The 25049-nt window shown below is 57.4% G+C and carries 17 protein-coding genes; 11 read left to right on the top strand and 6 right to left on the bottom strand.

The features are described 5' to 3' along the window. From brxC to brxL, 8 genes are all read left to right on the top strand, one after another. Positions 1–3525, top strand: coding sequence for a BREX system P-loop protein BrxC (gene brxC / locus DDD63_RS08615; protein WP_108716712.1), 3525 nt, complete (start codon positions 1–3; stop codon positions 3523–3525). 9 nt (positions 3526–3534) lie between these two features. After that, positions 3535–5868, top strand: a complete 2334-nt coding sequence (gene pglX, locus DDD63_RS12520; RefSeq protein WP_205647221.1) for a BREX-1 system adenine-specific DNA-methyltransferase PglX — start codon at positions 3535–3537, stop codon at positions 5866–5868. A gap of 77 nt (positions 5869–5945) precedes the next feature. After that, positions 5946–7169, top strand: a complete 1224-nt coding sequence (locus tag DDD63_RS12515; protein WP_205647220.1) for a hypothetical protein — start codon at positions 5946–5948, stop codon at positions 7167–7169. Continuing rightward, entirely contained in the window at positions 7138–9576 is a 2439-nt protein-coding gene (locus DDD63_RS08605; protein ID WP_164505507.1) for an AAA family ATPase, read from the top strand. The genes DDD63_RS12515 and DDD63_RS08605 overlap by 32 nt, the downstream gene beginning before the upstream one ends. Before the next feature lie 75 nt (positions 9577–9651). Further along, entirely contained in the window at positions 9652–9870 is a 219-nt protein-coding gene (locus DDD63_RS12510) for a hypothetical protein (RefSeq protein ID WP_205647219.1), read from the top strand. A 356-nt stretch (positions 9871–10226) separates the two neighbouring features. Next, positions 10227–10448: a Fic family protein gene (locus DDD63_RS08600; protein WP_108716024.1), complete on the top strand. Its 222-nt coding sequence runs from the start codon at positions 10227–10229 to the stop codon at positions 10446–10448. Then, positions 10445–12952 (top strand): BREX-1 system phosphatase PglZ type A, encoded by a 2508-nt coding sequence (pglZ, locus tag DDD63_RS08595; protein ID WP_108716023.1) that lies wholly within the window; start codon positions 10445–10447, stop codon positions 12950–12952. The genes DDD63_RS08600 and pglZ overlap by 4 nt, the downstream gene beginning before the upstream one ends. Before the next feature lie 10 nt (positions 12953–12962). Beyond that, complete coding sequence (gene brxL / locus DDD63_RS08590; protein ID WP_108716022.1) at positions 12963–15197, top strand: BREX system Lon protease-like protein BrxL; 2235 nt, start codon at positions 12963–12965, stop codon at positions 15195–15197. 1085 nt (positions 15198–16282) lie between these two features. Here the strand turns inward: brxL and DDD63_RS08580 are convergent. The 4 genes from DDD63_RS08580 to DDD63_RS12505 all read right to left on the bottom strand — a co-directional run bounded on the left by DDD63_RS08580 (position 16283) and on the right by DDD63_RS12505 (position 18527). Further along, positions 16283–16570 (bottom strand): hypothetical protein, encoded by a 288-nt coding sequence (locus tag DDD63_RS08580; protein WP_108716020.1) that lies wholly within the window; start codon positions 16568–16570, stop codon positions 16283–16285. Between the two features lie 364 nt (positions 16571–16934). After that, positions 16935–17210 carry a hypothetical protein gene (locus DDD63_RS08575; protein ID WP_108716019.1) on the bottom strand — a complete coding sequence of 92 codons (276 nt, stop codon included), beginning with the start codon at positions 17208–17210 and terminating at the stop codon, positions 16935–16937. Further along, entirely contained in the window at positions 17201–17911 is a 711-nt protein-coding gene (locus tag DDD63_RS08570; protein WP_108716018.1) for a hypothetical protein, read from the bottom strand. The genes DDD63_RS08575 and DDD63_RS08570 overlap by 10 nt, the downstream gene beginning before the upstream one ends. A gap of 262 nt (positions 17912–18173) precedes the next feature. Continuing rightward, positions 18174–18527 (bottom strand): hypothetical protein, encoded by a 354-nt coding sequence (locus DDD63_RS12505; RefSeq protein ID WP_125482484.1) that lies wholly within the window; start codon positions 18525–18527, stop codon positions 18174–18176. A gap of 110 nt (positions 18528–18637) precedes the next feature. Between DDD63_RS12505 and DDD63_RS08560 the strand changes: the two genes are divergently transcribed. After that, on the top strand, positions 18638–19231 hold the full coding sequence (locus tag DDD63_RS08560; protein WP_164505506.1) for an ImmA/IrrE family metallo-endopeptidase: 594 nt from the start codon (positions 18638–18640) through the stop codon (positions 19229–19231). A gap of 856 nt (positions 19232–20087) precedes the next feature. Here DDD63_RS08560 and DDD63_RS08545 read toward each other — a convergent pair. Next, a complete protein-coding gene (locus tag DDD63_RS08545) occupies positions 20088–20513 on the bottom strand; it encodes an organic hydroperoxide resistance protein (protein ID WP_108716711.1) in 426 nt (141 codons plus the stop codon). 460 nt (positions 20514–20973) lie between these two features. On the opposite strand from DDD63_RS08545, the gene DDD63_RS08540 reads away from it, so the two are divergent. Together DDD63_RS08540 and DDD63_RS08535 are read left to right on the top strand one after the other, a co-directional pair. Beyond that, on the top strand, positions 20974–21606 hold the full coding sequence (locus DDD63_RS08540; protein ID WP_108716710.1) for a riboflavin synthase: 633 nt from the start codon (positions 20974–20976) through the stop codon (positions 21604–21606). A gap of 314 nt (positions 21607–21920) precedes the next feature. Beyond that, positions 21921–22502: a rhomboid family intramembrane serine protease gene (locus DDD63_RS08535; RefSeq protein WP_205647218.1), complete on the top strand. Its 582-nt coding sequence runs from the start codon at positions 21921–21923 to the stop codon at positions 22500–22502. Positions 22503–23045: 543 nt separating this feature from the next. On the opposite strand, the gene DDD63_RS08530 is transcribed toward DDD63_RS08535, so the two are convergent. After that, positions 23046–24827 (bottom strand): ABC-ATPase domain-containing protein, encoded by a 1782-nt coding sequence (locus tag DDD63_RS08530; RefSeq protein ID WP_108716012.1) that lies wholly within the window; start codon positions 24825–24827, stop codon positions 23046–23048. Between the last annotated feature and the right edge of the window lie 222 nt (positions 24828–25049).

The following is a 25049-nucleotide window of genomic DNA, read 5'->3' as shown; positions in this document are numbered from 1 at the left end:
ATGCTGCTCAATGAGATTTTCACAAAGAATGTCCAGCGCCCCATTGAGGGTGTTATCAAGGCCGACGACGCCGACCATCTGGAAACCGAAGTCGACGAATACGTTCTGACCAATGAGATCACCGGCGGGCTGGGGAACCTGCTCGAGGCGTATACGAACTATACGAATGCCAACGGTGTGTGGATCTCAGGTTTCTTCGGTTCCGGCAAATCACATCTGCTGAAGATACTCGCCCACCTACTGGGTGACGTTGAAGGGCAGAACTACTCGCGCACGAGTGTGAGCAGGAGTATTACCGCAAAGGTTGAGAGCGATGAGATGCTTGTCTCCTCTCTCGCGAAAGCGGAGCACATTCCCGCCAAGAGCCTGCTGTTCAACATAGACCAGAAGGCAACCCTCATCTCAAAGGACCAGACGGATGCTCTGCTGAGAGTCTTCGTGAAGGTATTCGATGAGTCTCGTGGTTATTACGGCAACCAAGGCCACGTTGCTCGCTTCGAACGCGATCTGGACAACCGCGGTCAGTTAGATGCATTCAAGGCCGCATATGCCAGGATCTCTGGCCGGGACTGGGCGCATGGTCGGGAAGAGGGCGTGCTAGAAGAAGGCAATGTTGCCAAGGCTTATGCAGAGATCACGGGCGAGAGTGAAGGCACTCCGACCAATATACTCACCAAGTACCGCAGTGAGTACAAGGTCTCAATTGAGGATTTTGCCGAAGAGGTGAAGGCGTGGCTAGATCGCCAGCCCTCGGGCTATCGCTTGAACTTCTTTGTGGATGAAGTGGGGCAGTTTATTGGGTCGAATACGCAGCTAATGCTCAACTTGCAGACAATTGCCGAGTCTCTAAACACGAAGTGTCGGGGCCGGGCATGGGTGTTTGTGACCAGTCAAGAGGATATGGAGAAGGTGATAGGTGATCGTACGAAGTCTCAAGGCAACGACTTCTCCAAGATCCAAGCGCGCTTTGCCACGCGTGTGAAGCTGACCTCGGCCGACGTTGAAGAGGTAATCCGGAAGCGCTTGCTGATGAAGAACGAGGTCGGTGCGGAGCAGTTGAAGGACCTCTACGCGGGAGAAAAGGCCAACTTCAAGACCCTATTCGACTTTGTCGACGGCGCCAAGAGGTACCGTAACTACGCCGACCAGGATCACTTTGTTGGCACCTACCCCTTTGTTTCCTACCAGTTCCCGCTCTTTCAATCGGCAATTGAGTCAATCTCGGACCACAACGTATTCGAGGGGCGGAACTCTTCGGTAGGGGAGCGTTCCATGCTCGCGGTCGTCCAACAGGTTGTGAAGAAAGTCGGTGACAAGCAAGTTGGGGCGCTGGCCAGTTTCGACCAGATGTTTGCAGGTATTCGGGCCTCTTTGAAGTCCGCGGCGCAGCGTTCCATTGATGTCGCTGAGCGTAATCTGGATGACGAATTAGCCATCCGACTGCTCAAGACCCTCTTCCTGGTCAAGTATGTGGATGATTTCAAGCCCACAGCGCGGAACCTAACGATCTTGGTCTACGACGGTTTTGACCGCAATCTTCCTGATCTAGCTAGGGAGGTTAAATCCTCCCTAGCTCTATTGGAAACACAGAACTATGTGCAACGTGCAGGAGAGGAGTATGAGTATCTAACTGATGAGGAGCAGGCGATCGAGGCTGAGATCAAGAATGTTGACATCGATCCGTCTGAAGTCTCATCTCGGCTTAATAAGATCATCTCAGGTGACATCATCAGAACCGCGAAGATCCGGTACACGAAGAATGGTCAGGACTTCCCTTTCGGCTTTAAACTCGATGATCAAGTCTATGGCAAGCAGCAGGAACTGACGTTGCACTTTATTAGCCCCGAGTATCCTGGTAGCCCGGAAGAAATCCGGATGCACTCGGCTGGCAAGGATGAACTGCGGGTGGTGCTTGAACCTGATGAGCGAGTGATGAGTGACTTGCGGCTCCTAATTCGCACTGAGAAATACATCAAACGCAAGCAGACCAGTTCCACGTCTAGCACTGCGAATGAACAACGCATCCTACAAGTGAAGGCTACCCAGAATGGTGAGAGGGAGAAAGAGCTCGTCGAGCGCGTTCGCCGGGCGGTCGGAAGCGGATCGCTGGTCATCAATGCCGCCGACATTCCATCCTCCTCGGAGGATGCTTTCGCGAGGGTTGCCGAGGCTTTTCAGGTGCTGATATCTCGCACATACACCCAGTTGGCTTTGTTAGAGGGACGGACGTACAGCGAACAGCAAATCGCTGACTATACGTATCCGGATGGGGCCAGCCTTTTGGATGCTTCGTCGTTTTCACTCCTCAGACAGCCGGGAGAAGAAGTTCAGTCGTTTCTACTGCGACGGGACGATCTCGGCGAACAGGTGACGGTCAAGTCAATTGTCGACTGTTTTCAAGGCAAACCATATGGCTGGGACCTTGCCTCAATCGAGGTAGTTATTGCGTGGCTGGTGGGCACCGCGAAAGCGTCGCTCACACTGGACTCCAATGTACTCAAGCGTGGCGAAGCCGCGGCAGCGTTGCGCAATACACAGAAGCATGGTCATACGGTCGTGACTCTGCAAAAGGACTTCGATAGTCGGCAAGTCGGTGCCTTCCGCAAGTTCTGCATGGATTTCTTTGATGATCCGACGGTTCCCAAGGATCCGCTGGAGTTGGCACAGTTCGGAGCGAGGGAGCTTCGCGCGAAGCTTGACGACCTCAAGAAGCTAGTTGCGGATGAGCAGTATCCGTTTATGAGCCAGCTCAACAAGCCGATCACGCTGCTTGAAAAGGTTGTTGGCCAGAAAGATGACTGGTACCTGACCGAGTTCACACACGCGGACGAGCTGTTGGAAGCAAAGGAAGACATCATCGATCCGATCATCGCCTTCTATCAGGGGAGCCAACGAAAGATCTATGATGATGCGAGAACCTTCATGGAGCAGAATAGAACCAACTTGACGTACCTCGTTGAAAGTAGCGATGCGGCCGTGGTTGAAGGACTGGCCGATCCGGAAATATTCCGCGGCACGAAGACAAACAAACTGAAAGAGGCGGTGCTCGCACTTCGGTCGAGGATCGACGACGAGCTTGCGGCGCACCGCACCCGAGCAGATGAGATTCTTGTCTCCCGGCAAGAACAGTTGCGTGGCACCAAGATCTATCAAGAGGCTCCTGCTGAGGCGCAACAGGAAGTGGATCAGCGTATCGCAGATTTGCGTAGACGCGTCAACGGCGTGGAGCAAATTGCGGAGGTCAATGAGATCGCTCGCGCTTTCGAGGACGAAGAGTATGCGCGTATCATCGATGACCTTGAGAGTGCCTCGCAGGGAAAACAGCCCGGGCTGCGTGTGGTACGGGAGGAAGAGGTCGACTCGCAACCCCCACGGTTGGCAAAACAAACAGTCAGCATCAAGAGGATCGGTGTCACCGGGGTTCCTGGCCTGCTTGAGAGCGAAGCAGATGTTGACAACTACCTAGATGCCTTACGAGCAGCGCTTCTCAACGTACTCACCGATGGCAAACGTATCTCCCTCTGAAAGACCAACATGGAAACAACACCACTGAGGAACTTCGCCACATGGGCTCGCATTGAATTGAGATCCCAGGTCGGCGCTCGCGTTACTGCTGTTCTTGCCCCCGGTTCGTCGGCTCGTACCGAGCACGCTGGCGCCGTCCGGATGCTGGAATCCGAAATCGGCAGAGCTGGTGGCGGCACCGTAGGAAAAGAAGCGGTCATCGATCGAGTCGCCTACACCTGGTTCAACCGCATCATCGCCTTGCGTTTCATGGATGCCAACGGCTATACCGATGCCGGAGTTGTCTCGCCGAGAGTTGGTCAGTCATCCGGACAGCCGGAAATCCTGGCCGACGCAAAACGCGGTGTTTTCGATTCCACGATTTCACCCGCGGTCGTGGATGCAGTAACCCGACTCCTTGACGGCTCCAGGCCTAGTGCCGATCCGCAGGGCGAGGCTTACACGTTGCTACTCACTGAGTACTGCCGGAACTGGCACAAGTCGATGAGTTTCATGTTCGCCCCCGACGGCGACTACACTGAGTTGCTTGTTCCCGGAAACCTGCTTGCAGACGGCTCCATCCTTGCCCGAGTGATCGCTGCCTTGACCTCGGAAGCCTGTAAGGACGTTGAAGCCATCGGCTGGCTCTATCAGTTCTATATCTCGGAGCGGAAGAAAGAGGTCTTCGAAAGGTTCGCGAAGAAGCAGAAGGCGGGGGCAGCGGAGATTCCGGCGGCGACGCAGTTGTTCACCCCGGATTGGATTGTGCGCTACCTGGTGCAGAACTCGGTGGGTCGGCTGTGGATGCTCAACCATCCGGACTCCCGCCTGATCGACCACATGGACTACTACATTGAGCCCGCTGACGGCGAGCACGATTTCCTGCGGATCACCGAGCCGGAGCAGTTGACGGTCATGGATCCGTGCTGCGGCTCGGGGCACATGCTCACCTACGCCTTTGATCTGCTCTACGCAATCTATGAGGAGGAGGGCTATGCGCCCTCGGAGATCCCCTCGCTGATCCTCGAGCACAACCTGCACGGCACGGAGATTGATCCGCGCGCCGCGGCACTGGCAGCCTTCGCCCTGATGATGAAGGCCCGCTCGCGGCAGCGTCGCTTCCTGCGTGAGCCCGTGCAGCCGCATATTCGCGTGATCGAGCCGGTGGAGTTCAGCAACGAGGAGCTGGACCAGCTTGTCAGCGCGGAAGGCAGCGACCAGGCGGACCGACAATTCTGGCAGAGCTTCATCCACGCCGACGTGCTGGGCTCTCTCATCGTTCCCGACGCCGCGGCCCTACCCGGCGCCAGGGAGCGACTGGCGGCGCTCGAGGCGGACACCTTGGACGCCGCGGATCTGCACGCGCGCGCCGGACGGGTGGTGATCCAGGCGGAATACCTGACTCGCTCCTACGCCGTGGTGGCGACAAACCCACCGTACATGGGTAGTGGCAAGATGGGTTCGCTGCTGTCCACCTGGGTGAAGAAACACCACCCGCAGGCAAAGTCCGACCTGTTCGCTGCCTTCATCGAGCGGAGTCTGCGGTTTACAGACGCCGAGCACGGCCTGGTCGCCATGATCACCATGCAGGCCTGGATGTTCCTCGGCTCCTATGAGAAGCTGCGCCGACGCATCCTGCACGACGCCCCGCCGGTGACCATGCTGCACCTGGGCGAGCGGGCATTTGACCTGATCGGTGGGGAGGTCGTCTCAACCACCGCCTTCGTCCTGGAGCCTGGCCGAAACACCGACGAGCCCTGCCAGTATTTCCGGGTTGTTCCCGGCGGCTCGGAGGCCGAAAAGGAGCACCTGTTCAGACGAGCCCTGGCCGGGGCAACCGATCTGCGTTTCTTCGCCCGCCCCCAAACGCTGCTTACCCTCCCAGGAGGACGGATGGCCTACTGGCTGTCGCCAGCTATGACGCGCGCCTTCACCATCGGTAAGCCGCTCAGCGAGGTCGCCGCCCCGAAGCAGGGCCTGGCTACCGCCGACAATGCCCGTTTCCTGCGCCAGTGGTTCGAGGTCTCCCACTCCCGCACCTGCTTCGATGCCGATTCGCGCGGGGCGGCCGCCGCCTCCGGCGCCAAGTGGTTCCCGCATCTCAAGGGCGGTGAGTTCCGCAAGTGGTGGGGCAACCAGGACTACGTTGTCAATTGGGAGCATGACGGCGCAGAAATCCAAGACTTCCGTGACGCCAACGGCAAGCAGAAGTCGCGCCCGCAGAACATCGACTCCTACTTCAAGCCCGCCATCTCCTGGTCAAACGTGTCTTCCGGAGAACCAAGTTTCCGCTATTACGAGCAAGGGAGCATCTTCGGCCACGTCGGTCAGGCCTTGTTCCCCAGCAAGACACTGAGCCGCTGATCGGGTTTGCGAACTCATCAGCCTGCCGTTCTCTGCTCGCCGTCCTTTCTCCGACGCTCCATTTCGAAGCAGGGCAGTTGGCCGGTCTCCCCATCATGGGTCTGGATTCCGCGCGACCCGACAGCTCCGCCGTCCGCCAACTGATTAAGCTGTTCAGAGACGACTGGAACGCCTACGAGACCTCGTGGGACTTCAAGTTCAACCCGCTCGTCAGGCGTGCTCGTTCGGGAGGATCCCTGGCGGACGCGCTGGAGCGTTGGTGGCAGGACTCCCTCAGCGCTGCTCGCGAGGCTCGGGAGCTTGAGACCGAGAACAACCGCTACTGGGCTGAGGTCTACGGCCTCCAGGATGAGGTTCCCATGGAGGTTCCGCTGAGCCGGGTCTCGCTGACCTCCAACCCCTACTTCCGCTACGCACCCAACAAGGGCGCGACGCGCACGGACGAGGAGTATCGCCGCCTCTTCACGGCGGACGCGGTACGCGATCTCATCTCCTACGGCGTCGGCTGCCTCTTCGGACGGTATAGCTTGGACCGCCCCGGTCTGATTCCCAGGGATCAGCGGTCAACCGTCGACGACTATCGTAAGACGGTACCGTTGCCGTCGTTCGCGCCGGATCCAGACAACGTGCTCCCGATCATTGATGATGAGTGGTTCGAAGATGACATTGTGGCCAAACTTCGCCGTTTCCTTCGGATCGTATTCGGTGAAGAGCGCTTTGAGACGAACCTCCGGTTTGTCGAAGAGTCACTCGGCGTGAAAACACTACGTGACTATTTCATTACCCGTGCTGGAAGATCAAAGTTCTATGACGATCACGTCAAGCGATACCAGAAGCGCCCGATCTACTGGATGTTTTCCAGCCCGAAGGGTTCGTTCAATGCGCTGATCTACCTGCACCGCTACGCGCCCTCAACAGTTTCAACGATACTGAACGAGTACCTGCGTGAGTACGAGGGAAAGTTAGAAGCCAGCGTCCAGCGTTTAGACCACGAGATTGCTGGTGACGGAACACCTCGGCAGAAAGCGGCCGCATTGAAGGAGGCCGAACGTCTCCGAACGGTACTGACCGAACTCGATGACTACGAGCGGAGCGTGCTCTATCCTTTGGCTTCCCAGCAACTAGCCATTGACCTTGACGACGGCGTGCTCGTCAACTACCTACGCTTCGGCTCCGCCCTTCGGAAGATTGATGGCGTCGAAGAGAAACGTTCCAAGGTTAAAGGCTGGACGTGGCCGATTAACCGCTTGCGCCAAAGGAGGCCAAAGAATGACCAAGATCCGCAGAATCGAACGGATTGAGAACTATCGCATATTCCAGAACTGGAAGCCTAGCAGTGGCATCGAGTTCGCCCGAGTTAACCTCATCTACGGCCAGAACGGCAGTGGTAAGAGTACGCTGGCGAGTCTCTTTGCCGACTGCGCGGCTAATGCAACCGTGGGAACCAAGTCTCGTGGCGGTGGTAACAATGAGGCAGATGCCGGTTTGCAGCTACTTGTGGCCAATGATGCGGGGGAATCTCCCTCTCTGATCGGGATGGACGATCCTGAATTCTGGGCTCGAGTGAGGGTCTTCAACAAGGACTTCGTTCGGAGGAATCTTCGGTTTGAGGAACCAGATGGCCCGCAGCCTGAGGCGCTGCTCACCGTTGGTGAGCGGCTTGCCGATGCCGAGGAGCAGTTGACGAAACTTCGCCGTGAGTTAGACGACGCGCAAACCGAGGCGAAAAAAGCGGCTACGGACGTGGGGCGAGTCGAGAAGCAAATGGGGTCACTCCTGACTCGGACCGCAAAGTCAGTGACCGACTCTCTGCTCGGTACTAAAGTGACCGAATACAACCCGCGCAGTTATAAGAAGCCGAGGGCGGAGCAGGTGCTCAACGACTTCGCGCATGATCCAAGCATATTCGACAGTGCGTCGACGGAACTCGACGTGGACCGAAAGATAGCGACCAGCGAGGCAATGACTCCGGTGTCCCTAGGTACGCGCGGTAAGGTTTTGGCGCAAGATGGCGTCAACCATGCCCGCGAGCTTCTCGGTCGAGACGTTGTCATACAAGTGATTGAGGAACTCCGCGAGCACCCCGAGCGGGCAACATGGGTACAGCGAGGCATTTCGTTGCACGAATACCTTGAAGACTGCCTGTTTTGTGGTCAGCCTCTGACCGCAGGGCGACGCACGGAGCTTTCGGCACACTTCGATGACTCGCTTAAGAAGCTTCAGACGGCAATTGACTCACTGGTGGCCGATTTCAATAATTCCGTCACTGCCTCTGATGACTATTTGAAAGCTATCCCCGCCGATGCATCAGTATACCCAGATCTGAAAAGTGCTCTTCAGCAGGCTCGTGCCGCCTATCAACGAGAGCATGCCGCTTACGCCGAAACCGTTGCGACGATCATCGCAGCGTTGAAAGAGAAGCGAGACAACCCGTTCAACAGTATCGCAGTTGACTCTGAGCTCACACTGACTGTTCCTGAAATCGCAGAGCTTCAGAAGATTGTTGCCGACCATAGGGAGAAAGTCAGTAAACATGACGAGGAAGCACGTCAGGCGGCTCGACGGGTTGAATTGCATCACGTTAAGGAGGCCGCCGGTGACTTTGTCCTCTACAGGAGAACGCGCGAGGAGCTTGAGAGAACCCGCAATGTGAAAACAAAGCGGGTTGACCAACTTAAGGGGCAGATTGCGTCGCTAGAGAATGTGGACGGCGATCCGATACCTGGAGCGGAAGATCTGACAGGTTACGTCGGCAGGCTCCTTGGTCGTGACGAACTCACGTTCAATGCCGCGCCTGACGGTCAGCATTACGTCATCACACGTAGCGGTGTGCCTGCCAGTCATCTCAGTGAAGGGGAACAGACGGCTATCGCCCTCCTGTACTTCCTTTTGAGCGTGAGGGAAGACAAAATCCGTGGAGATAAGCCCATAGTCATCATCGATGATCCGGTTTCTAGCTTGGACAGCAGTATTCTCTTTGGTGCGTCTGCGCACTTATGGACGGAGTTCGTGGTTAAGGCCCACACAAGCCAGGTCTTTTTGATGACGCACAACTTTGAGCTGTTTCGCCAATGGCTAGTCCAGATGGAACGTGTGCCTGATAAAACTCGGAACAAGGCCGGCGGCTACGGTGTATTTGAAATAAAAGCACGCTATGTCGGTGGCAAGGATGGCGAAATACGCCGAGTTCCCGAGATGAGGCCTTGGAACCTGAAGGATCGACAGACGCAGAAGCTGCGGTCGCAGTATCATTTCCTTTTCTCGCAGGTCGCAAGTGCACTAGAAGCGGCTCGTGATGACTTGAGCCTCGCCGAACAGATGGAAATAACGGCACTTATGCCAAATGCGGCGAGACGGATGCTGGAGTCATTTTTGAGTTTTCGGCAGCCCGATAAAATGGGGTCATTTCATGGGTCGATGAGTGCTGCATTGGCTGAAAAACGTAGCATGGTGCAAGACGAGGACAGAGAACTGGATCCCGCTGTGCGGACGTACGTAGAGCGCTACCTACATACTTATTCGCATTTTGAAGAAGGGGATATCTCACGTCCACTTGACCCAAGTGAGTCAGCGGCTGTCCTGACGTCACTTTTTGCACTCATGCACTATCTCGATCCAGAGCACCTTAGGCTCATGTGCAGTACGTTCGGACTTGACCCCAAGAAACTGCGAGAGCTTCCCAACATGAGTGCGGGAAAGAAGGGTTAGCATGCTTGACTTTCTCACAACCGACCCTGGCGGTCGTATTCTTGACCGCGAAGGCGCGGTGCTTAGCTTAAACTTGTGCCCTCCTTCCCAGATAGGCTGCTACGAACAATCGTTGCCTTTGTGAGTTCTGCGGGTGGACGCCTCGTTGTTGTTGCCTCAGACGATTGCACGGTGGTGGGGATCAGCGACCCTCTTAAGGAAGAGGAGCGGCTAGCATCGCTCATTGACGTATCGGATCTTCCTGCAGTTGCCCCAGCGACTGATCCGCCGCACTCACGGAGAGACGGCTTCTGATGATCGATGTCCCGGTTAGTACACGTCGTCCTCATTACATGGTGCGGCGCGGAGTCGAGGCGGGCATTGCATGCATCTGGGGTCGACCATCCGCCATGCCGTTCCGGCCCTAGGCGCCGAATTCGAACGCAACGTACGTGGCGTTGCATTTGAGTAGATGCCTGAGCCGCGTGCTACTCTGAGCGACCTGACAGGGTCAGGGCTACGACTTGCCTACCTTCACGTGCGTCTAAGGGCGGGCGCTTTGCTGGTCAACCCGGAGTTCTAACCGTGCGGAACCCGCATCCGGCCCGAGTGGCCATGGCGACTACGTCAGGCGCGATTCGGGTAGGCATGTTGGTAGGTATGATGTAGTCATGTTTAAGGCTGCGCTGAACGGACCTGTACGCCGCAACGATCTGCTAGTTGCGGCAGGTCTCGGCAGGCTCGCACAGGACTATACGCGTCCTGTCATTTCACTCCTCAATGGCGGACCCCTTGAGCTCACCATCCCAGACGAACCACGAAGTAAGAATCAGCGCTATCGGGTTGCGGGCTCTGGGCGGGATTTTCTCCGGCAATGGGAGGGCGGCGAATGAGTTTTGCCACCGCAGTGCTCCCGCACCTGGAGCGGCAATTCACCCGGCAGCGTCTAGTGTTCTGGCATGATCCTGACGGTGAGTACGCCGACGAAGTCGACAAGCTCAACATACCTGGTGTTACCACAGTGGAAGTGTTGGGCGACGAATTCGCTCTGAAGTACCGCATGCTGAAAGAAGAGCCCAAGGGTAAGTTCCTCGTCTACCGGCAGGGTATAATTCCGGACGGAATTGGCAATTGGTTACTTGACCTGGAACTTGCCTATGGAGTGTTCAGCGCTGATCGAGCTGCTTTGCTCCGGCAGGATCTTGGCCTGACTTCTGATGACGTCGTCCCGATACTTGACGCGCATAAGACATTCTTCCGTTCAGTCAAACGGACTGAGGCTCTGAGAGCCCTCCGGGACGCCTCCGACAACGCGGACCTGCTTCGAGCCAAGATGTGTGCGGTGTTGTTTGGACAACGCGAACACAGCCTACTTGAGCTCACCCGCACTTTGCTGATCGAGAATGCGCAGGGACTGAGCGAAAAGTGCCAGCTGCTTGGCGACTATGGGCTTCTAGACTTTCACTGGGCAGGTGTTGCAAGGATTTACCGCTACCAGGCAGACCAGCCGACTGTAGATGACTTTATCCTGTGGATGTTTCGGCAGGCAATCAACGGTTTCAGGAGTGACGAACCGGGGATGCTGCGTAACATTCAGCTGGACTTTTCCAGCCTGCGTAATGACCGTCGGAGTGCTGATGCACTTGCAATTCTGGCGAAGCGTGCGGCGAAAGACTTGGACTATGCGCGCCAAATCGAAGATGCTGACCTTTCTGAGTTCCGGGGAAATGATCTGTTCGAGGAAGTGGAACAGAAGATTGTTTCCGGCCTTGCTACTCAGGTGGCGGATCGGAGAATCACCGTGCGCGAGGTTGACGCGATAGTTCGAAGCCGTCAGTCGAGCATCTGGGTTGATGAGTATCGCGATCAGTACGAGGCGATACGGGCTGCATCTGAGTTGTTGACAATGCTAGCGACTAACACGTTTGAGGTGCCATCCTTTGACGAAGGATTACAGCGCTATCAGGAAGAGTGGTACCGCGTCGACCAACTGTATCGACAGTTTCAACGCGCCACACGCGACGCCCAATTCGGGGAGACAGTACAGAAGACGGTGGAGAAGCTGTGGACTGAGGTAGAGAATCACTACGGTTCGAGGTTTCTTGGTCCGCTCGGCGCCGCCTGGCAGCATGAACTAGACACTGTCAGCGCCTGGCGCTCGAGGGTTCTACGGCCCCAGCGGGCTTTCTACCGTGACTATGTGGCGCCACTTGTGAGCAAGAGGAACAACAAGGCTGCCGTCATCATTTCGGATGCACTACGTTATGAGATCGCAGCCGAATTGGGCGCTCTCATCCGTCAAGAGGACCGCTTCGACGCAAGAATAGACGCGACACTTGGAACGGTGCCGAGTTACACCCAACTCGGCATGGCCGCGCTTCTACCGCACAATACCTTGGCACACTCAGACAAAGGTGATCCCATCCTTGTTGATGGCCAGCCGTCCGACGGTACGACAAATCGGACCAAGATACTCTCCGCCGTCGATGGATATGCCATCCAAGCCGAAGACGTGCTAGCCATGGGAAACAAGGAGCTCAAGCAGCTGTACACCGAACATCGCGTGTTCTACATCTACCATGACCGCATTGACGCGACCGGCGACAAGCTCCGCACGGAACGGCGAGTTTTCGAAGCAGTAGAAGAGGCTCTCAAAGAACTCGTCAGACTGGTGAAGAAACTTGCCAGTGCCAACGCGAACAACATCTTTATCACGGCAGACCATGGTTTCCTTTACCAGGACTCGGAACTACCCGAAGCTGGATACCTTTCCGAGGAGCCACAAGGAGACAAGATCGTGGTCAGGAAAAGCCGCTATGTTCTCGGACGAGGGTTGAAGGAGAACTCCGCCTTCAAGAAGTTCACTTCGGAACAGCTGGGACTGGCTAGTGATCTGGAAGTGCAGATCCCCAAGTCAATCCACCGGCTGAAGCTATCCGGCGCAGGAGCCCGATATGTTCATGGCGGCGCAACATTGCAGGAGATCGTGGTACCCGTGCTGGCTGTCAATAAGAAGCGCAAAAGCGATACCCGCGCGGTCAACGTTCAGATACTGCCCGAGACCGACAAAATCACTACAGGGCAGCTGGTCGTTAAGCTCTTCCAATCTGAAGCGGTCACTGACAAGATACAAGCACGAACTCTGCGTGCCGGTTTGTATGCGGGTGAGCAACTTATCTCAAACCAGGTCGAGCTTCTGTTCGACCAACCGTCCGGCGATGCGCGCGACCGGTACCAGAGCGTCCAACTGCTGCTGAGCGAGGATGCGGATCCGTTCAACAACCGTCGTGTGCAATTCCGATTGGAAGAGCTGATCCCGAACACGTCGCAATGGCGCACTTGTGACTCAGTCGAGTACACACTGCGGCGTTCATTCACAACAGATTTTGAGCTGTAGGAGTTGGCAGATGTCAAACGAGGATCCCGAACTCGACCCAAGTCAGACTTCCGTGGTTATGGACCCCGCCCCGCAACAGAGCGAGCTCGACCGTAAAATCAACCGTCTGTTCCCCGGCGTCGTCGTGCGCAAAGACTTGGTTAAAGCAGTCAAGGGGAACGCAATCGTTCCCACCTATGTGCTGGAGTATCTCCTCGGACAATACGCTGCGTCAGACGACGAGGCTACGATCCAAGCAGGCATCGACTCCGTTCGGAGGATCCTGGCGGATCACTATGTGCATCGCAACGAATCAGAACTGATCAAGTCCACAATCCGCGAAAAAGGACGGCACCGCATCATCGATCGCGTGACCGTGGTGCTCAACGAGAAAGCTGACGCCTACGAGGCGTCGTTTGAGAACCTCGGGATTCGTGGTGTTCTAATTGACGCGAGCACTGTCAAAGCGCATGAGAAACTGCTTGTAGGTGGCGTGTGGTGCATCTGTGCTATTGGATACCTCCACTCCGAGGACGCTCGCACAGTGCCTTGGATTCTCGAGTCATTGAAGCCAATCCAGATGTCGAGCTTCGACTTTGACGAGTTTCTTGCAGCGCGCAAAGAGTTCACAAGTGAGGAATGGGTAGACCTGCTCATTCAAACCGTTGGGTTCAATCCCGAGTTGTTCGGGCGTCGCGCAAAACTGCTGCAATTAGTGCGTCTCGTACCTTTCGTGGAACGAAACTACAACCTGGTGGAGTTGGGACCAAAAGGGACTGGCAAGTCGCACATTTTCTCCGAGTTCTCGCCACATGGAATGCTGATCTCCGGTGGAGAAGTAACAGTGCCAAAACTGTTCGTCAATAATTCCAACGGCAAGATCGGTTTAGTCGGCTACTGGGATGTCGTGGCCTTTGACGAGTTTGCGGGCAGGAAGAAACGCGCAGATCGTGCTCTTGTGGACATCATGAAGAACTACATGGCAAACAAGTCGTTCTCACGGGGCATCCAGACGCTTGGCGCTGAAGCCTCCATGGTGTTCGTTGGAAACACGTCCCACACAGTGCCTTATATGTTGAAGAACTCGGACCTGTTCGATGAGTTGCCGGATTCCTACCATGATTCCGCTTACCTGGACCGACTGCACTACTACATCCCAGGCTGGGAGGCGGACACGATTCGCAGCGAGATGTTCTCATCCGGGTATGGCTTCGTTGTGGACTACGTTGCCGAAGTTCTGCGGCACATGCGCAACAGTGACTTTTCTGACAAGTACCAGCCACACTTCACGCTCGGCTCGGAAATCTCTACTCGAGACCGCGACGCTATTCACAAGACTTTCTCCGGGCTGATGAAACTCGTGTACCCGACGGGGGAGGCCAGCACGGAAGAGATCGAGGAGTTGCTTCGCTTCGCGATTGAAGGCCGAAAGCGGGTCAAGGACCAACTCCTTCGCATTGACACAACTATGACCCAGGTGAAATTCGGATACACCGATCTCGTGGGCCGTTGGCATTCGGTGACGACGCTGGAGGAGGACGAGTATCCCACGTATTACAGCAGGAAGGCAGCGGCCGATGACGATCAAGGTGGTCAGCGAGCGGCTACCAAGGTCGCGGCAGCTGTTGGCAGCCATGATTCTGACGTCTTTGGCACAATCGGTTCTGGACCGATCAAGCACTCGCATGGTTCTGCGAATGGTGGCAGCGGGGAGCCGTCGCCGGACGTACCATCTGCGGAACGGAATGAGACGCGACTACCAGAAGAAGAACTGCCCGAAGGACATCGCGACTTTGCCGAGAATCAACGCGGAGTCTCTTACGAAGAAATACTGCTGCCATATCTACGCGGGGCGACGGAAATTGAACTGCATGATCCATATATCCGGCTGAATCACCAGGGGCGGAACCTTGCTGAGTTGTTGGCACTGATAGCTGTGGCGAAGGACCCCGCCGATGAAGTGCACTTCAAGCTATTCACAACGCTTCATGATGAGACGAGCCACCAGGCACAGCAGCTGCAGATGCTCCGACAGATTGTGCAGACGGCTGCTCAGGAGGGTATCAGACTTGACATCGAGAAAGATCCGGGGGGTCATGACCGATGGCTTCACACCGATACCGGCTGGCGTATCAACCTCGGCCGAGGACTCGATATCTTTCAGAAGTCGGAAGGCAGCTGGTTTGACCTTGGCACCAGCAGGCAGGAGTTCCGGCAAGTCCGCGCGTTCGGGGTCACCTATATCAAGGAGAAGAAAGACCTGTGATGGCAAGGCAATTGTTGCGTACGCGTGATGTCAGACTCCTGTGTGGAGTTGTCGCTGCACTTATCCCGTGTTAGAGAGGGCACTGCACGCGGAAGACGGGATAACAAGAGGAGATCTTGTCGTGTGTCTACGAAGACTCTAGGTAGTCGAAAGAGTCTTGGCGAAGGGGGTCGATCAACTGATCGGTCGCCAGACTTGTCCATCAAGCGCCTGTAATGTCAGTTCAGGCCTGTTCACCAAATCTGCTAGAGCTGCAAGATACCTCCGGGCTGAGTTTGCACCGGCAGTGCGAAGGAGCTCGTCGGTTGCGTCTGCGAACAGTTGACGTTGCAGGGGTGGCAGAAGGGCAGTGAACCGGTCGATGATCCCTTGTCTCTTCGCAGTTGCCTCATAGTCTTCCTCAGATTGTGAGTTGCGAGTTCGGATAATGCTCTCGATGAGATCCCTGACATTGAGATGCCTATTCATGGCCAATTCTACGTGCAGTCGGTTGCTTGCAGGCCCGCTCTCTTGCGGCAGGGGTGTAGGCGGCCGACAGTGCTGAAAGCCTGCCGATAGATCGCGTTCCTTCCCAGGGCAAGTGAAATACTGCCTTTGTCTTCGTGGAGATTAAGATAGCGGGCAACATCAATACCGGGTGGGCACACGTCTTTTAGTTTTAAGTCGCCGAAATGCCCCGCCGGGTCAATGAATTCATCGGAGGCGACAACAACACTTGACCGGAGGCGAACTCGGTAGAGGTAGAACCGGTCTGTAGCGTTGCCTTGGTGTGCGATTCTCCGGAGGTTCGCCACACATGGTGGCAGGACCGGCAGAAGATAGTTCGGTCCCGCGTGAAGTCAATTAGTCTCTCAAACACTACGTACAGTGTGTTGTCATCGGTGCGATTACGCAACTTATATCAACGCTGGGCCAGCTGCGTGATCTTCTACGACCGCGGCAACGAATGCGTAACTTCAGTCGTTGGCTGGCGGAAGAGACTGAGAACCGTGCTGGATGATCCGGGTGACACCGTAAATGCACTGTGTGGTTGGAAAGATGCACGCACTCGCGGTTGGCAGTTGGCACAGCAGCGCTAGGACAGCTCACCTCCCCTCCGGCAGGCGCTCGCGGATGAAGGTGCGGAACTCGTCCACGAGGCGGTCGAGTTCCTGCTTCTCTTCCGCCGTCGGCGGCCTATACTCGTCCAGCAGGATCGCATTGAAGACTTCGATGCGGTTCCACTGGCTGCGCGCTTCAGAGGCGTCGTCGGGACTGAGGTAATCGCGCGCTTCGTGAAAGACTTGGTCAAGTCCGAGCGTAAGAGACGCCACGTTGAGTCGCCCGTTTCCCCACGCCTCGCGGATATGCATGAGCCGTTCCGAGGGTTTCATGCTGTTCTATCCTTTCCATCAGATCTGTCCGTCCAGTGCGTCTGTCTCCGCAACGATAGGGAGGCAGAGCGGGCTCCCGGGTCCACGGTGTTTGTAAGCGGCAACTGACCGCCAGTAAGAAGAGGGCCTGCGCCCGGGTCATCTTTTCCGGTAGCTAGGTCCACGGCCAGCCAGGCGAGGGCTCACGTCAGGCCTTATCTCCTCTGGCAGTTTGGGGCCTTTCAAGGCGCGCCTGCCACGGCCTCATGCCAGGCATCTGCTCCTTTCTGTGAATGGCTTGTCTGTGCGAGCAAACCACCGCCTCGTGCCAGACCCTTGGCAGCTCCGGCAGTGCGGCGTCGTCGCAACTGGTTGGCCCACAGAGTCAACGCTCTCCGCGGCCCCGCGTCTTGGTCTCGTGGTCTCGGGCGAATCTCTCCGCTTCGAGTGCTTGTGTTATCAAGCCCTGGCATGCTTCCTCTTCGGAGTCGTAGATCCTCTCGTCCACCCGTATCCCGCGCTCTGTGTAGAACAACGCGAAACGGTTCGGGCCCTCCTGGTACAACACGATGGCATCGCTCACGGCGACCGTGTTAATGGCGAAGATACTGGGACGTACCCCCTGCCGGATCAGGAACTCCGTTACCTCGTCTACCCGCACGATTCACCTTCCGTCGTCCCGTGCTGTATATTCGCCGTCCTCCCCGAATCGTCATCCCACTCATACTCTGCCCCCAAATCGCGCAATGCTTCCATATCAAGGCGGGTTGGATCCGACGTGGCGACCTCCCACCGTGTGGAGTCAAAGGCCACAATTTCAACGGTCGGACCTGGGCGATAAGAACTGTCTGACATCCCCGCACCGGGGGAGACGGCTCCCTGCTCGCAAGGCGGATGGGTGGTCATTTCGGCCTCGTTCGGAAGCGGAGCGCCGACTTCAGCGTGGCTGCGAGCCTCTACATCGGCTTCGCTGTAATCTGGGCGCGGAGTAACCGCGTTATCTGTCTCGCTATTGTCTGGCAGCCGCAAGCCTGCGTCGTCGCCGTTCTGCAGCTGCAAGCCTGCGTCGTCGCCGTTCTGCAGCGCAGACTGCTGCTCGTAGCCGCGCAAGGTCAGCTCGATGCACTGCGTCGACCAGCGCGCACATTCCCGAACCTCCTGCCACGTCGCGGGCACGCACGCCCGCTCGGCCGCGTTGAGCAGGCGGCGGACGGCATCCGGAGCATTTCTTTCGATAATCACCCAGGCGCCAGCCATCACCCAGCGCAGGCTGTCCGGGCGGATGGCCGCAACGACCTCCCGCAGATCAGTCATCTGCGAACCGCGCCACATGGGCAAGGCCATGCGCAATTGTTCGGGCATGTGGCCGCTCCTCCGCTGCCCTGATGGTCGCATGGGATTCCTCTCTTCACACGAACTTACACGAACCGTACCTTGTGGATGATCACAGATACCGTCGGACCGTCCGACTACACTGGAACTGGCCAAGGAACAGATCGTCAAAGGCGAATGCATCGCAGGTATAGCAGGGGAGGGGAACGTGGCGCATACCACTGTCAGAGTTCCGATCAACGGCTCAACCTTGCGCTGGGCACGCGAGGCACTGCACCTTGAACCAAGCGAACTAGCAAGGTCCGCGCAGACGAGCGAACGGTACGTTCTCGCGTTCGAGTCCGGTGATGCTGAGCCGACGTTTAAACAACTGCAAAAGATGGCAAAGAAGCTGGACAGAACGGTCGCTTTTTTCTTCACTGAAGCTCCGGCCAAGCCTGATGTGCCCGAGACTGCGGATTATCGGGGGTACAGTGGTGACCCCATCCCGCCTAGCCTTGCTCGCGAGCTGCGCCGGGTGGAGCAACATCGTGAAACTGTCCTTGAGCTCGACAACAATGTTCCGCAGCCTTCCTTGGTCGGGATGGTTAATCGGCACAATGCGGCAGCACGTGCACATGAGCTGCGGCAACTGCTTGGCCTTCACGATAGTTTCCGCCCCGAAGGTCCCCTGGTAACCGGCTACTCAGTTACTGGCGAGGTCTGCTTGAGCAACATGGGTTCCTGGTGTTTCAGGCGACGCGGATTGACCTTAGGGTGTTCCGAGGGCTTTCTATCTACCACCGCACTCTTCCGATTATTCTGCTCAATGGCGCAGATTCATACAATGGCAAAGTATTCACGCTCTTTCACGAAGTTGCGCATCTGGCCAACCGCACGAGTGGAGTATGCACACTGGACCGCGATATCAGCGCAGAAGCGGTTGCCAACGCATTCGCGGCGAATTTCTTGATGCCGGAGGCGTATGTACGAGCTACCGCTTCTGCATCATCCGAGAGTCCGTCGGCATTGGCGCAGAAGGTAGCGCACGAGTTTAAGGTCAGTGACTTTGCTGCGGCCGTGCGTCTTCGTGTGCTTGACCTCATCACCGACGAAGACCTTGACCTCATCCAGGCAGGAAGTGAGCGCCGCTGGCAAGAACAGCGTGAGAAGCAAAAGCAAGGGAAAGGAGGTCCGCCGTCCTGGCGCCTGCGTTATCGAGACCTCGGCCCAACTTATGTTGGCACCGTGGTACGGGCACTGGAAGAGGAACGGGTTGATCTAATGGATGCCAGCTACCTGCTGGACGTTGGTATTCCAACGGTTCACCGTATGGTTGACGAGTACTACCGGACCGGGGACCGTCCGTGAGCTATACCTTGGATTCGAACATTTTCATCAATCTGGGGAATTGGTACCCGCGTGATGTTTTTCCGACGCTCTGGGATCTGATTGCCCAGGCCGCGAGCAACAACGAGGTTTGTATCTGCCGGATGGTGGAAAGTGAACTTGCAAGAGGAACCGGCGACCTCATCTCGTGGCTTGCTGGCATCGTCGGCTTTGTCTGTGATCCGACCAGTGCGGAGTTGAGGATCGTTAGCGCGACATCGCGCGCGCCCATCCGGGCTGGGTCACAGAGACGAAGAACGAGGCGGATCCCCACATCATTGCCCACGCGAAGACAGATGGACTTGCCCTCGTGACGGAAGAGAAACGTAAAGGGCCAAATGTCTCGGACAAAAACCAGTCCATACCTAATGTTGCTGATGAATATGGAGTGAGGTGCATAGGTTTTTTCGAGTTTCTTCGCATGCAGAAGTGGAGCTTCTAGACCTGTGTGGATGGGCGGACTCGGGTCCGTGACTTGCCTGATGCTGGTGCACGGCGCGGCATGCGCATGAGGTAGAGATTCGTGTATACGGCGGTGTTTGCCGCGTTCGTCAAAGCGCTCCGCATGGGACGTGGGTTGATTCAGACCTGCCGTGGAAGGTGCTCCGAATAAACGGCTTCGCATGGAGAGCGAGGGCGCAGCGCTGTGACGAGGAGGCGCGCGACCGTGAGCCAAGCGCACCCGCGGCGTCGCCACGGTTGTAAACCGACCAGCCTTAAACCGATCAGCTTTAAACCGACCGGACAGAAGACCTAAACCGATCAGGCCGAAGACAATCCGGTCGGATGCCAGCGCCATGCCGACATCCGGCCGGAGCTAATTGTCTGACGGAAAGTGTCAGTCGTCGACGACCGTGACAGTCACCTCGATATTGCCGCGAGTAGCGTTCGAATACGGGCATACCTGGTGTGCGGCGTCGGCAAGCGACTGTGCAACATCATGCGGCTGATTCGGGATTACCACTTCCAGGGCGACGGCGAGGCTGTACCCGCCCTTGCCGTCGCTGCCGATGCTCACATGCGCACCGACCGTCGAGTCGCCCAAGTCGACTTTCTGCCGCCGGGCAACACCCTGCAGAGCGGAGTGGAAGCAGGCCGCGTAGCCGACCGCGAAGAACTCCTCCGGGTTGGGCAGGTTGGCACCCGTTCCACCCATCTCGCGCGGAATGGCGAGGTCCGTATTGATACGTCCCGACGCCGACTGGACGTGCCCGTTGCGGCCCTCACCGGTGGCCAGTGCTTCGATGCTGTAGATGGGATTCATACCAATCACATGCCTTCCTGAGTGTAGGCGGCGGGCCGGGCTCGCGGGGAAGCAGATGTGCCGCCGCGTATTGCTGCTCGCCTTCGTCTTATGTACCTATGACGCTTCACCGCCCTGGGTGAAGCATCGGACCAATCGTTGGAATCGGTCAAAACAATCTTCGTATGCAGAGCATGTGCAAGGGAAGTGCTATCGCACACAGCCGACGGCAAGGCGCTTTTCGCTTCAGGTCACGCCGCACGTGTACATCCCTGCCATCCCCGGCACGCCGTTCGGCATCACACGTGCGCGGTGCGCTGCACTTCGTAGTACTCGACGCCGTCAATGAAGCGTTCTCGATGCCGCTTCACAGCCCTTGCCAGGTTCCGCCTCACGCGGCGGGGAAATGCTGTCGGCAGTTCCGCCCTTCGGTGCGCGGCCCGACTCCGACACTTGGCTGCAATTGTGGCATAGTGGGCATGTGTTCACAGGAATCATTGCCGCTGTCGGCACCGTTACCGCCATTGAACAAGACACCGCAGCAGGTCTGACCCGATTGGAGATTAGCGCACCGGGCATAGTGGATGACTTGGAGGCAGGAGGATCGCTTGCTGTGGACGGAGTCTGCCTGACGCGGGTTGCAACGACGACGTCGCCCGCCGGTGTTTTCCGCACCGAGCTGATGGGCGAGACCACCGCCGTCACGACGCTCGGGGCGCTCGCCGTCGGCGATTCCGTGAATCTAGAGCGTTGTGTTCCTGCCGGTGGTCGTCTCGACGGCCACGTCGTGCAAGGGCATGTCGATGGAACGGGTACCGTGCTCATCGTCGATCCGCAGGGCGGCTGGCAGCGTATCCGTATCGGTGTTCCGAGTGCGCTAGCGGGCCAGGTAGCCCGAAAGGGAGCAATTGCCGTCAATGGCGTCTCGCTGACGATCACCGAGGTGAGCGCACCCACCGAAGCCGAGCCGTGGTTCGAGGTGGGCGTCATACCGGCGACTCTTGAACAGACGACCTTGGGACGGCTCGCGGTGGGCAGTAGGGTGAACATCGAGACCGATGTCTTTGCCAAATACACCGAACGGTTGCTCCAAGTACGTGACGCACAGAGCTGATTCTCAGGCGCAGCCGAGTACCTCGCTGTGGTGCTCACTGCCTGTACTCCCTTGGAGTTGGTTTTTCGCATAGGGGCCTGAGCTCACGCCCTGGGTACTGTCGTACGGTACTCTCTTTCGGAGAAGGCCTGAGCTCACGCGCGTGGTATTGCGCGTGCTCTCGTAGAGTCGGCCCTCCCTTTCACACTTTTTCGTATGAATGTGTTCAGGTGCCGCCGTGTCCTCCTGCCGCTGACCCCGCGCGAATGCGTCCTTTAGTGCCACAGCCTCGTGTCTTTTTCGCGCGCTGTTCTTCCGTCTGCCAGACTACTGGCATGGCAGAAAACGAGCGTGGAACTCTTCGACAAGCAGCTACCACTATGGGCGTCATCCTCGCCGTCCTTTGGGCAGTCGAGCTGATTGACACCCTGACCGGGCACCGGCTGGACTACTTCGGGATACACCCGCGTTCGCTCGCCGGTCTGCTCGAGATCTTCACCTCGCCGTTCCTGCATTACAGCTGGTGGCACCTACTGGGAAACAGCGTGCCGCTGTTTGTGCTCGGATTTATCATCTTGCTCTCCGGGCAACGTGTCTTTGCCGATGCCACGCTGGTTTCGGTCGTGTGCTCGGGGTTGTTCGTTTGGCTGGTATCGCCCTCACGCAGCGTTACGTTGGGGGCTTCCGGCGTGGTCTTCGGCTACCTCGTGTATATCCTCGTCCGTGGCTTCTATACGCGAAGAATCAGCCACCTGCTCATCGCGCTGGCCGTGGCCGCCATCTACGGTGGGATGCTTCTTGGCCTTCTGCCGCTGCGCATTGGAATCTCCTGGCAGGCGCACGTGGGCGGAGCACTCGGTGGAGTTGCCGCTGCTGCGCTTACGCATCGACTCGATAAAGCGGATCGTTCGAAGTAGTGTGCGATGCCCGGCGTTCGAGGCATGAAGCCAAACTCGGGAACCAAAGGCGGAAACCAGTACTTAGCCGAGACATGGACGTTGGCGCGCTACGGGTACTGTGGGAGGTACCCACATCGGGGCTTCGCTGCAATCCGGTCATCGTGTCAAGCAACCACGAATGCAGTCAGGTCAAGCGACCACTAACTCGGGTCAGGCGACCACCAATACAGTCTGTCCGGCGATGAAAGGCAGCGCCTTTCCGCGCAGGATGGCTCCGCGAGTATCCGCCTTGGTTAAGCCGACCGTAGGACCAGCACGTTTCCGCCGCCCGTAGGGCTGGCGCGTTCCTCCAGGCACAAGTCTGAAACGTTCCGGCGGGCACGAGTCCTGCACATTTTCCGCCGAGCACAACTGTGGCGCGTTCCGGCGGGCAAGGATTCGGACTCTCCACCTCTCCAAGTTCCCGGGCCGTTGGGCCTGGCAGATATCGACGGCATGCCGTTGGAGACACCTCTCCAAGTTTCCGGCCGCTAGGCAAGGCCACGCGCGGTTACGCGAAAGCTACGCCAAACGCAGGCCGCGGTAGCGGTTCAACGCGGCCAAGATCTCGTGGCGGCGCGGCCTTGCCAAACCACCAAGGAAGTGCTGCTCGGGTACCAGTGCGTCCAAACCGTCCTCATCGATCCAACCGATGATCTCGTCAACAATATCCGTGACCGGGCGCTTCCCGTCGGCTAGCTCTACCACACATTCAAGTGCCTCAGCGATGGCGGCAGTCTGCGCCTCGTCGACCAACTGCGACAACGCGCCCAATTCAATATCGCTATCGCGGCCGTAGCGAATCGTGTCCACACCCGAGGCGCGGGCTGGTTTCGTCTTTCCAGCCGGCTGGAGCGATGATGCAACCGGAATGCGTCGTGCCGGTACCGGGAAGACGGCACCATCGGCTCCTGTGCTACGGCGTGGCTTTGTCAGTTCCGCTGAGAATGGATCATTGAAGGAGGGAAACTCTGCATCCTCCTCGTCGCCGTCGTGCTCGACGTAGTCCGCCTCCGCGATTGCGCGGGCCTCTTCGGTAGCATCGCGGGGTACATAGGCGTCCATGGCAATGACGTGGTCCATCACATCGAAGAACGCTCCCGAGCCTCCGGCAACTAACACCGTCGATACGCCGCGCTCGGCGTACAGCTCCCGCACTCGGTCAAAGAATGGGGTGATCGGCTCGCGTGATTCCGGAATTAGCCGCCGCATGCGCTCGTCACGGATCATAAAGTTCGTAGCGGAGGTGTCCTCGTCTATAAGCAGCGCTGAAGCCCCTGCTTCCAGAGCTTCCATCAGGTTTGCTGCCTGCGACGTCGAACCGGAGGCATTCGTAGTGGAGAAATTCGCCGTATCGGCACCGGAAGGAAGATCGGAAATGAACGGCGAAATATCGACGCCGGCTACCGCGCGTCCATCCTCGGCCCGAATTGAAACAGCGTCCGCGCGGGTAATGACCCACTCGCGACCATCCCCGCCGATATGCGAGTATACGCCACGCTCGATCGCGCGTAGCAGCGTTGACTTGCCGTGATAGCCTCCGCCGACAATAACGGTTACCCCCTCCGGAATACCCATACCACTAATGCGGCGACCACTAGGAAGGTCAAAACTGGTCTCCATGGATTCGGGTGACTCGAACTCGATGGCTCCCGAGTCCAATGGTGTGTCTGAATCGCCAGAACTGCGCGGCAGAATTGAACCGTTGCCGACGAAGGCCACCAGCCCACGCTCCGCGAGTTGTGAGCGCACAAACTCCTCATCGCGGTACAACTCAACATGATCGGCAAGTGCTTCGGGATTGACGGCCTTGTACGCAAGTGCCCGGTCCACTAGTCGCGGTAGAAGACGGCATATGATCCAGGCGGCTTCACGGCCACGGATACGCCGCCCCGCAGCGGGCAGTCCGACGCTGAGCCGCGCCTCGACGCCGTCGTCGTCCACGATGACGCTTGTCCGCTCCAGAATCTCTTGGCCGGGACGGAAAATTGAGATCCGCGGCGGATGTTCACTATCGCTCTCCGACCGAATGCGGCGAATCTCCCGCGCCACGGAGCGGGTAAGAAAATCAGCAGTAGCAATACGACCGGCGGCGTCGCTGCGCAGGTTCTCAGGAATACTGGCCGTTTCGGTATCAAGGAGCAAACGCATACGCGACGGCGGCGCGTATGGGTCGACTTGCACGCGATCAATAGTCAGTTCGCACTTGCCGAGGTTGTAACTCCCCTCAATTTGCCGGTAGGCGGCATAACTCTGTCCATCCAAAGAATGTAGTGTGCGCTCGAGATCGTCGCGGTTGCGCATGATAGTCCTTTCAAAATACTCGCCTGACGTTTACCGGTATCCGCTAAAGCAACAGAAAAACGCTATACACGCTAGCGTAGCGGCCAACGGCCCGCGGTGCGAATGATATGCGGGGAAGATCGCTACAATGCTCCAGCATAGGCGCTATTGCTGAACGAGAGAAGAGCGAGCGATGTTTCAGCGAGGAGAGCGTCTCTGCCCGAGTGAACGAATACTGTGAGC

This window comes from Actinobaculum sp. 313, from assembly GCF_003073475.1.
Taxonomy (GTDB): domain Bacteria; phylum Actinomycetota; class Actinomycetes; order Actinomycetales; family Actinomycetaceae; genus Asp313.
The sequence above is the reverse complement of the archived record's forward strand: the minus strand, read 5'-3'. Positions and strand labels throughout refer to the sequence as shown.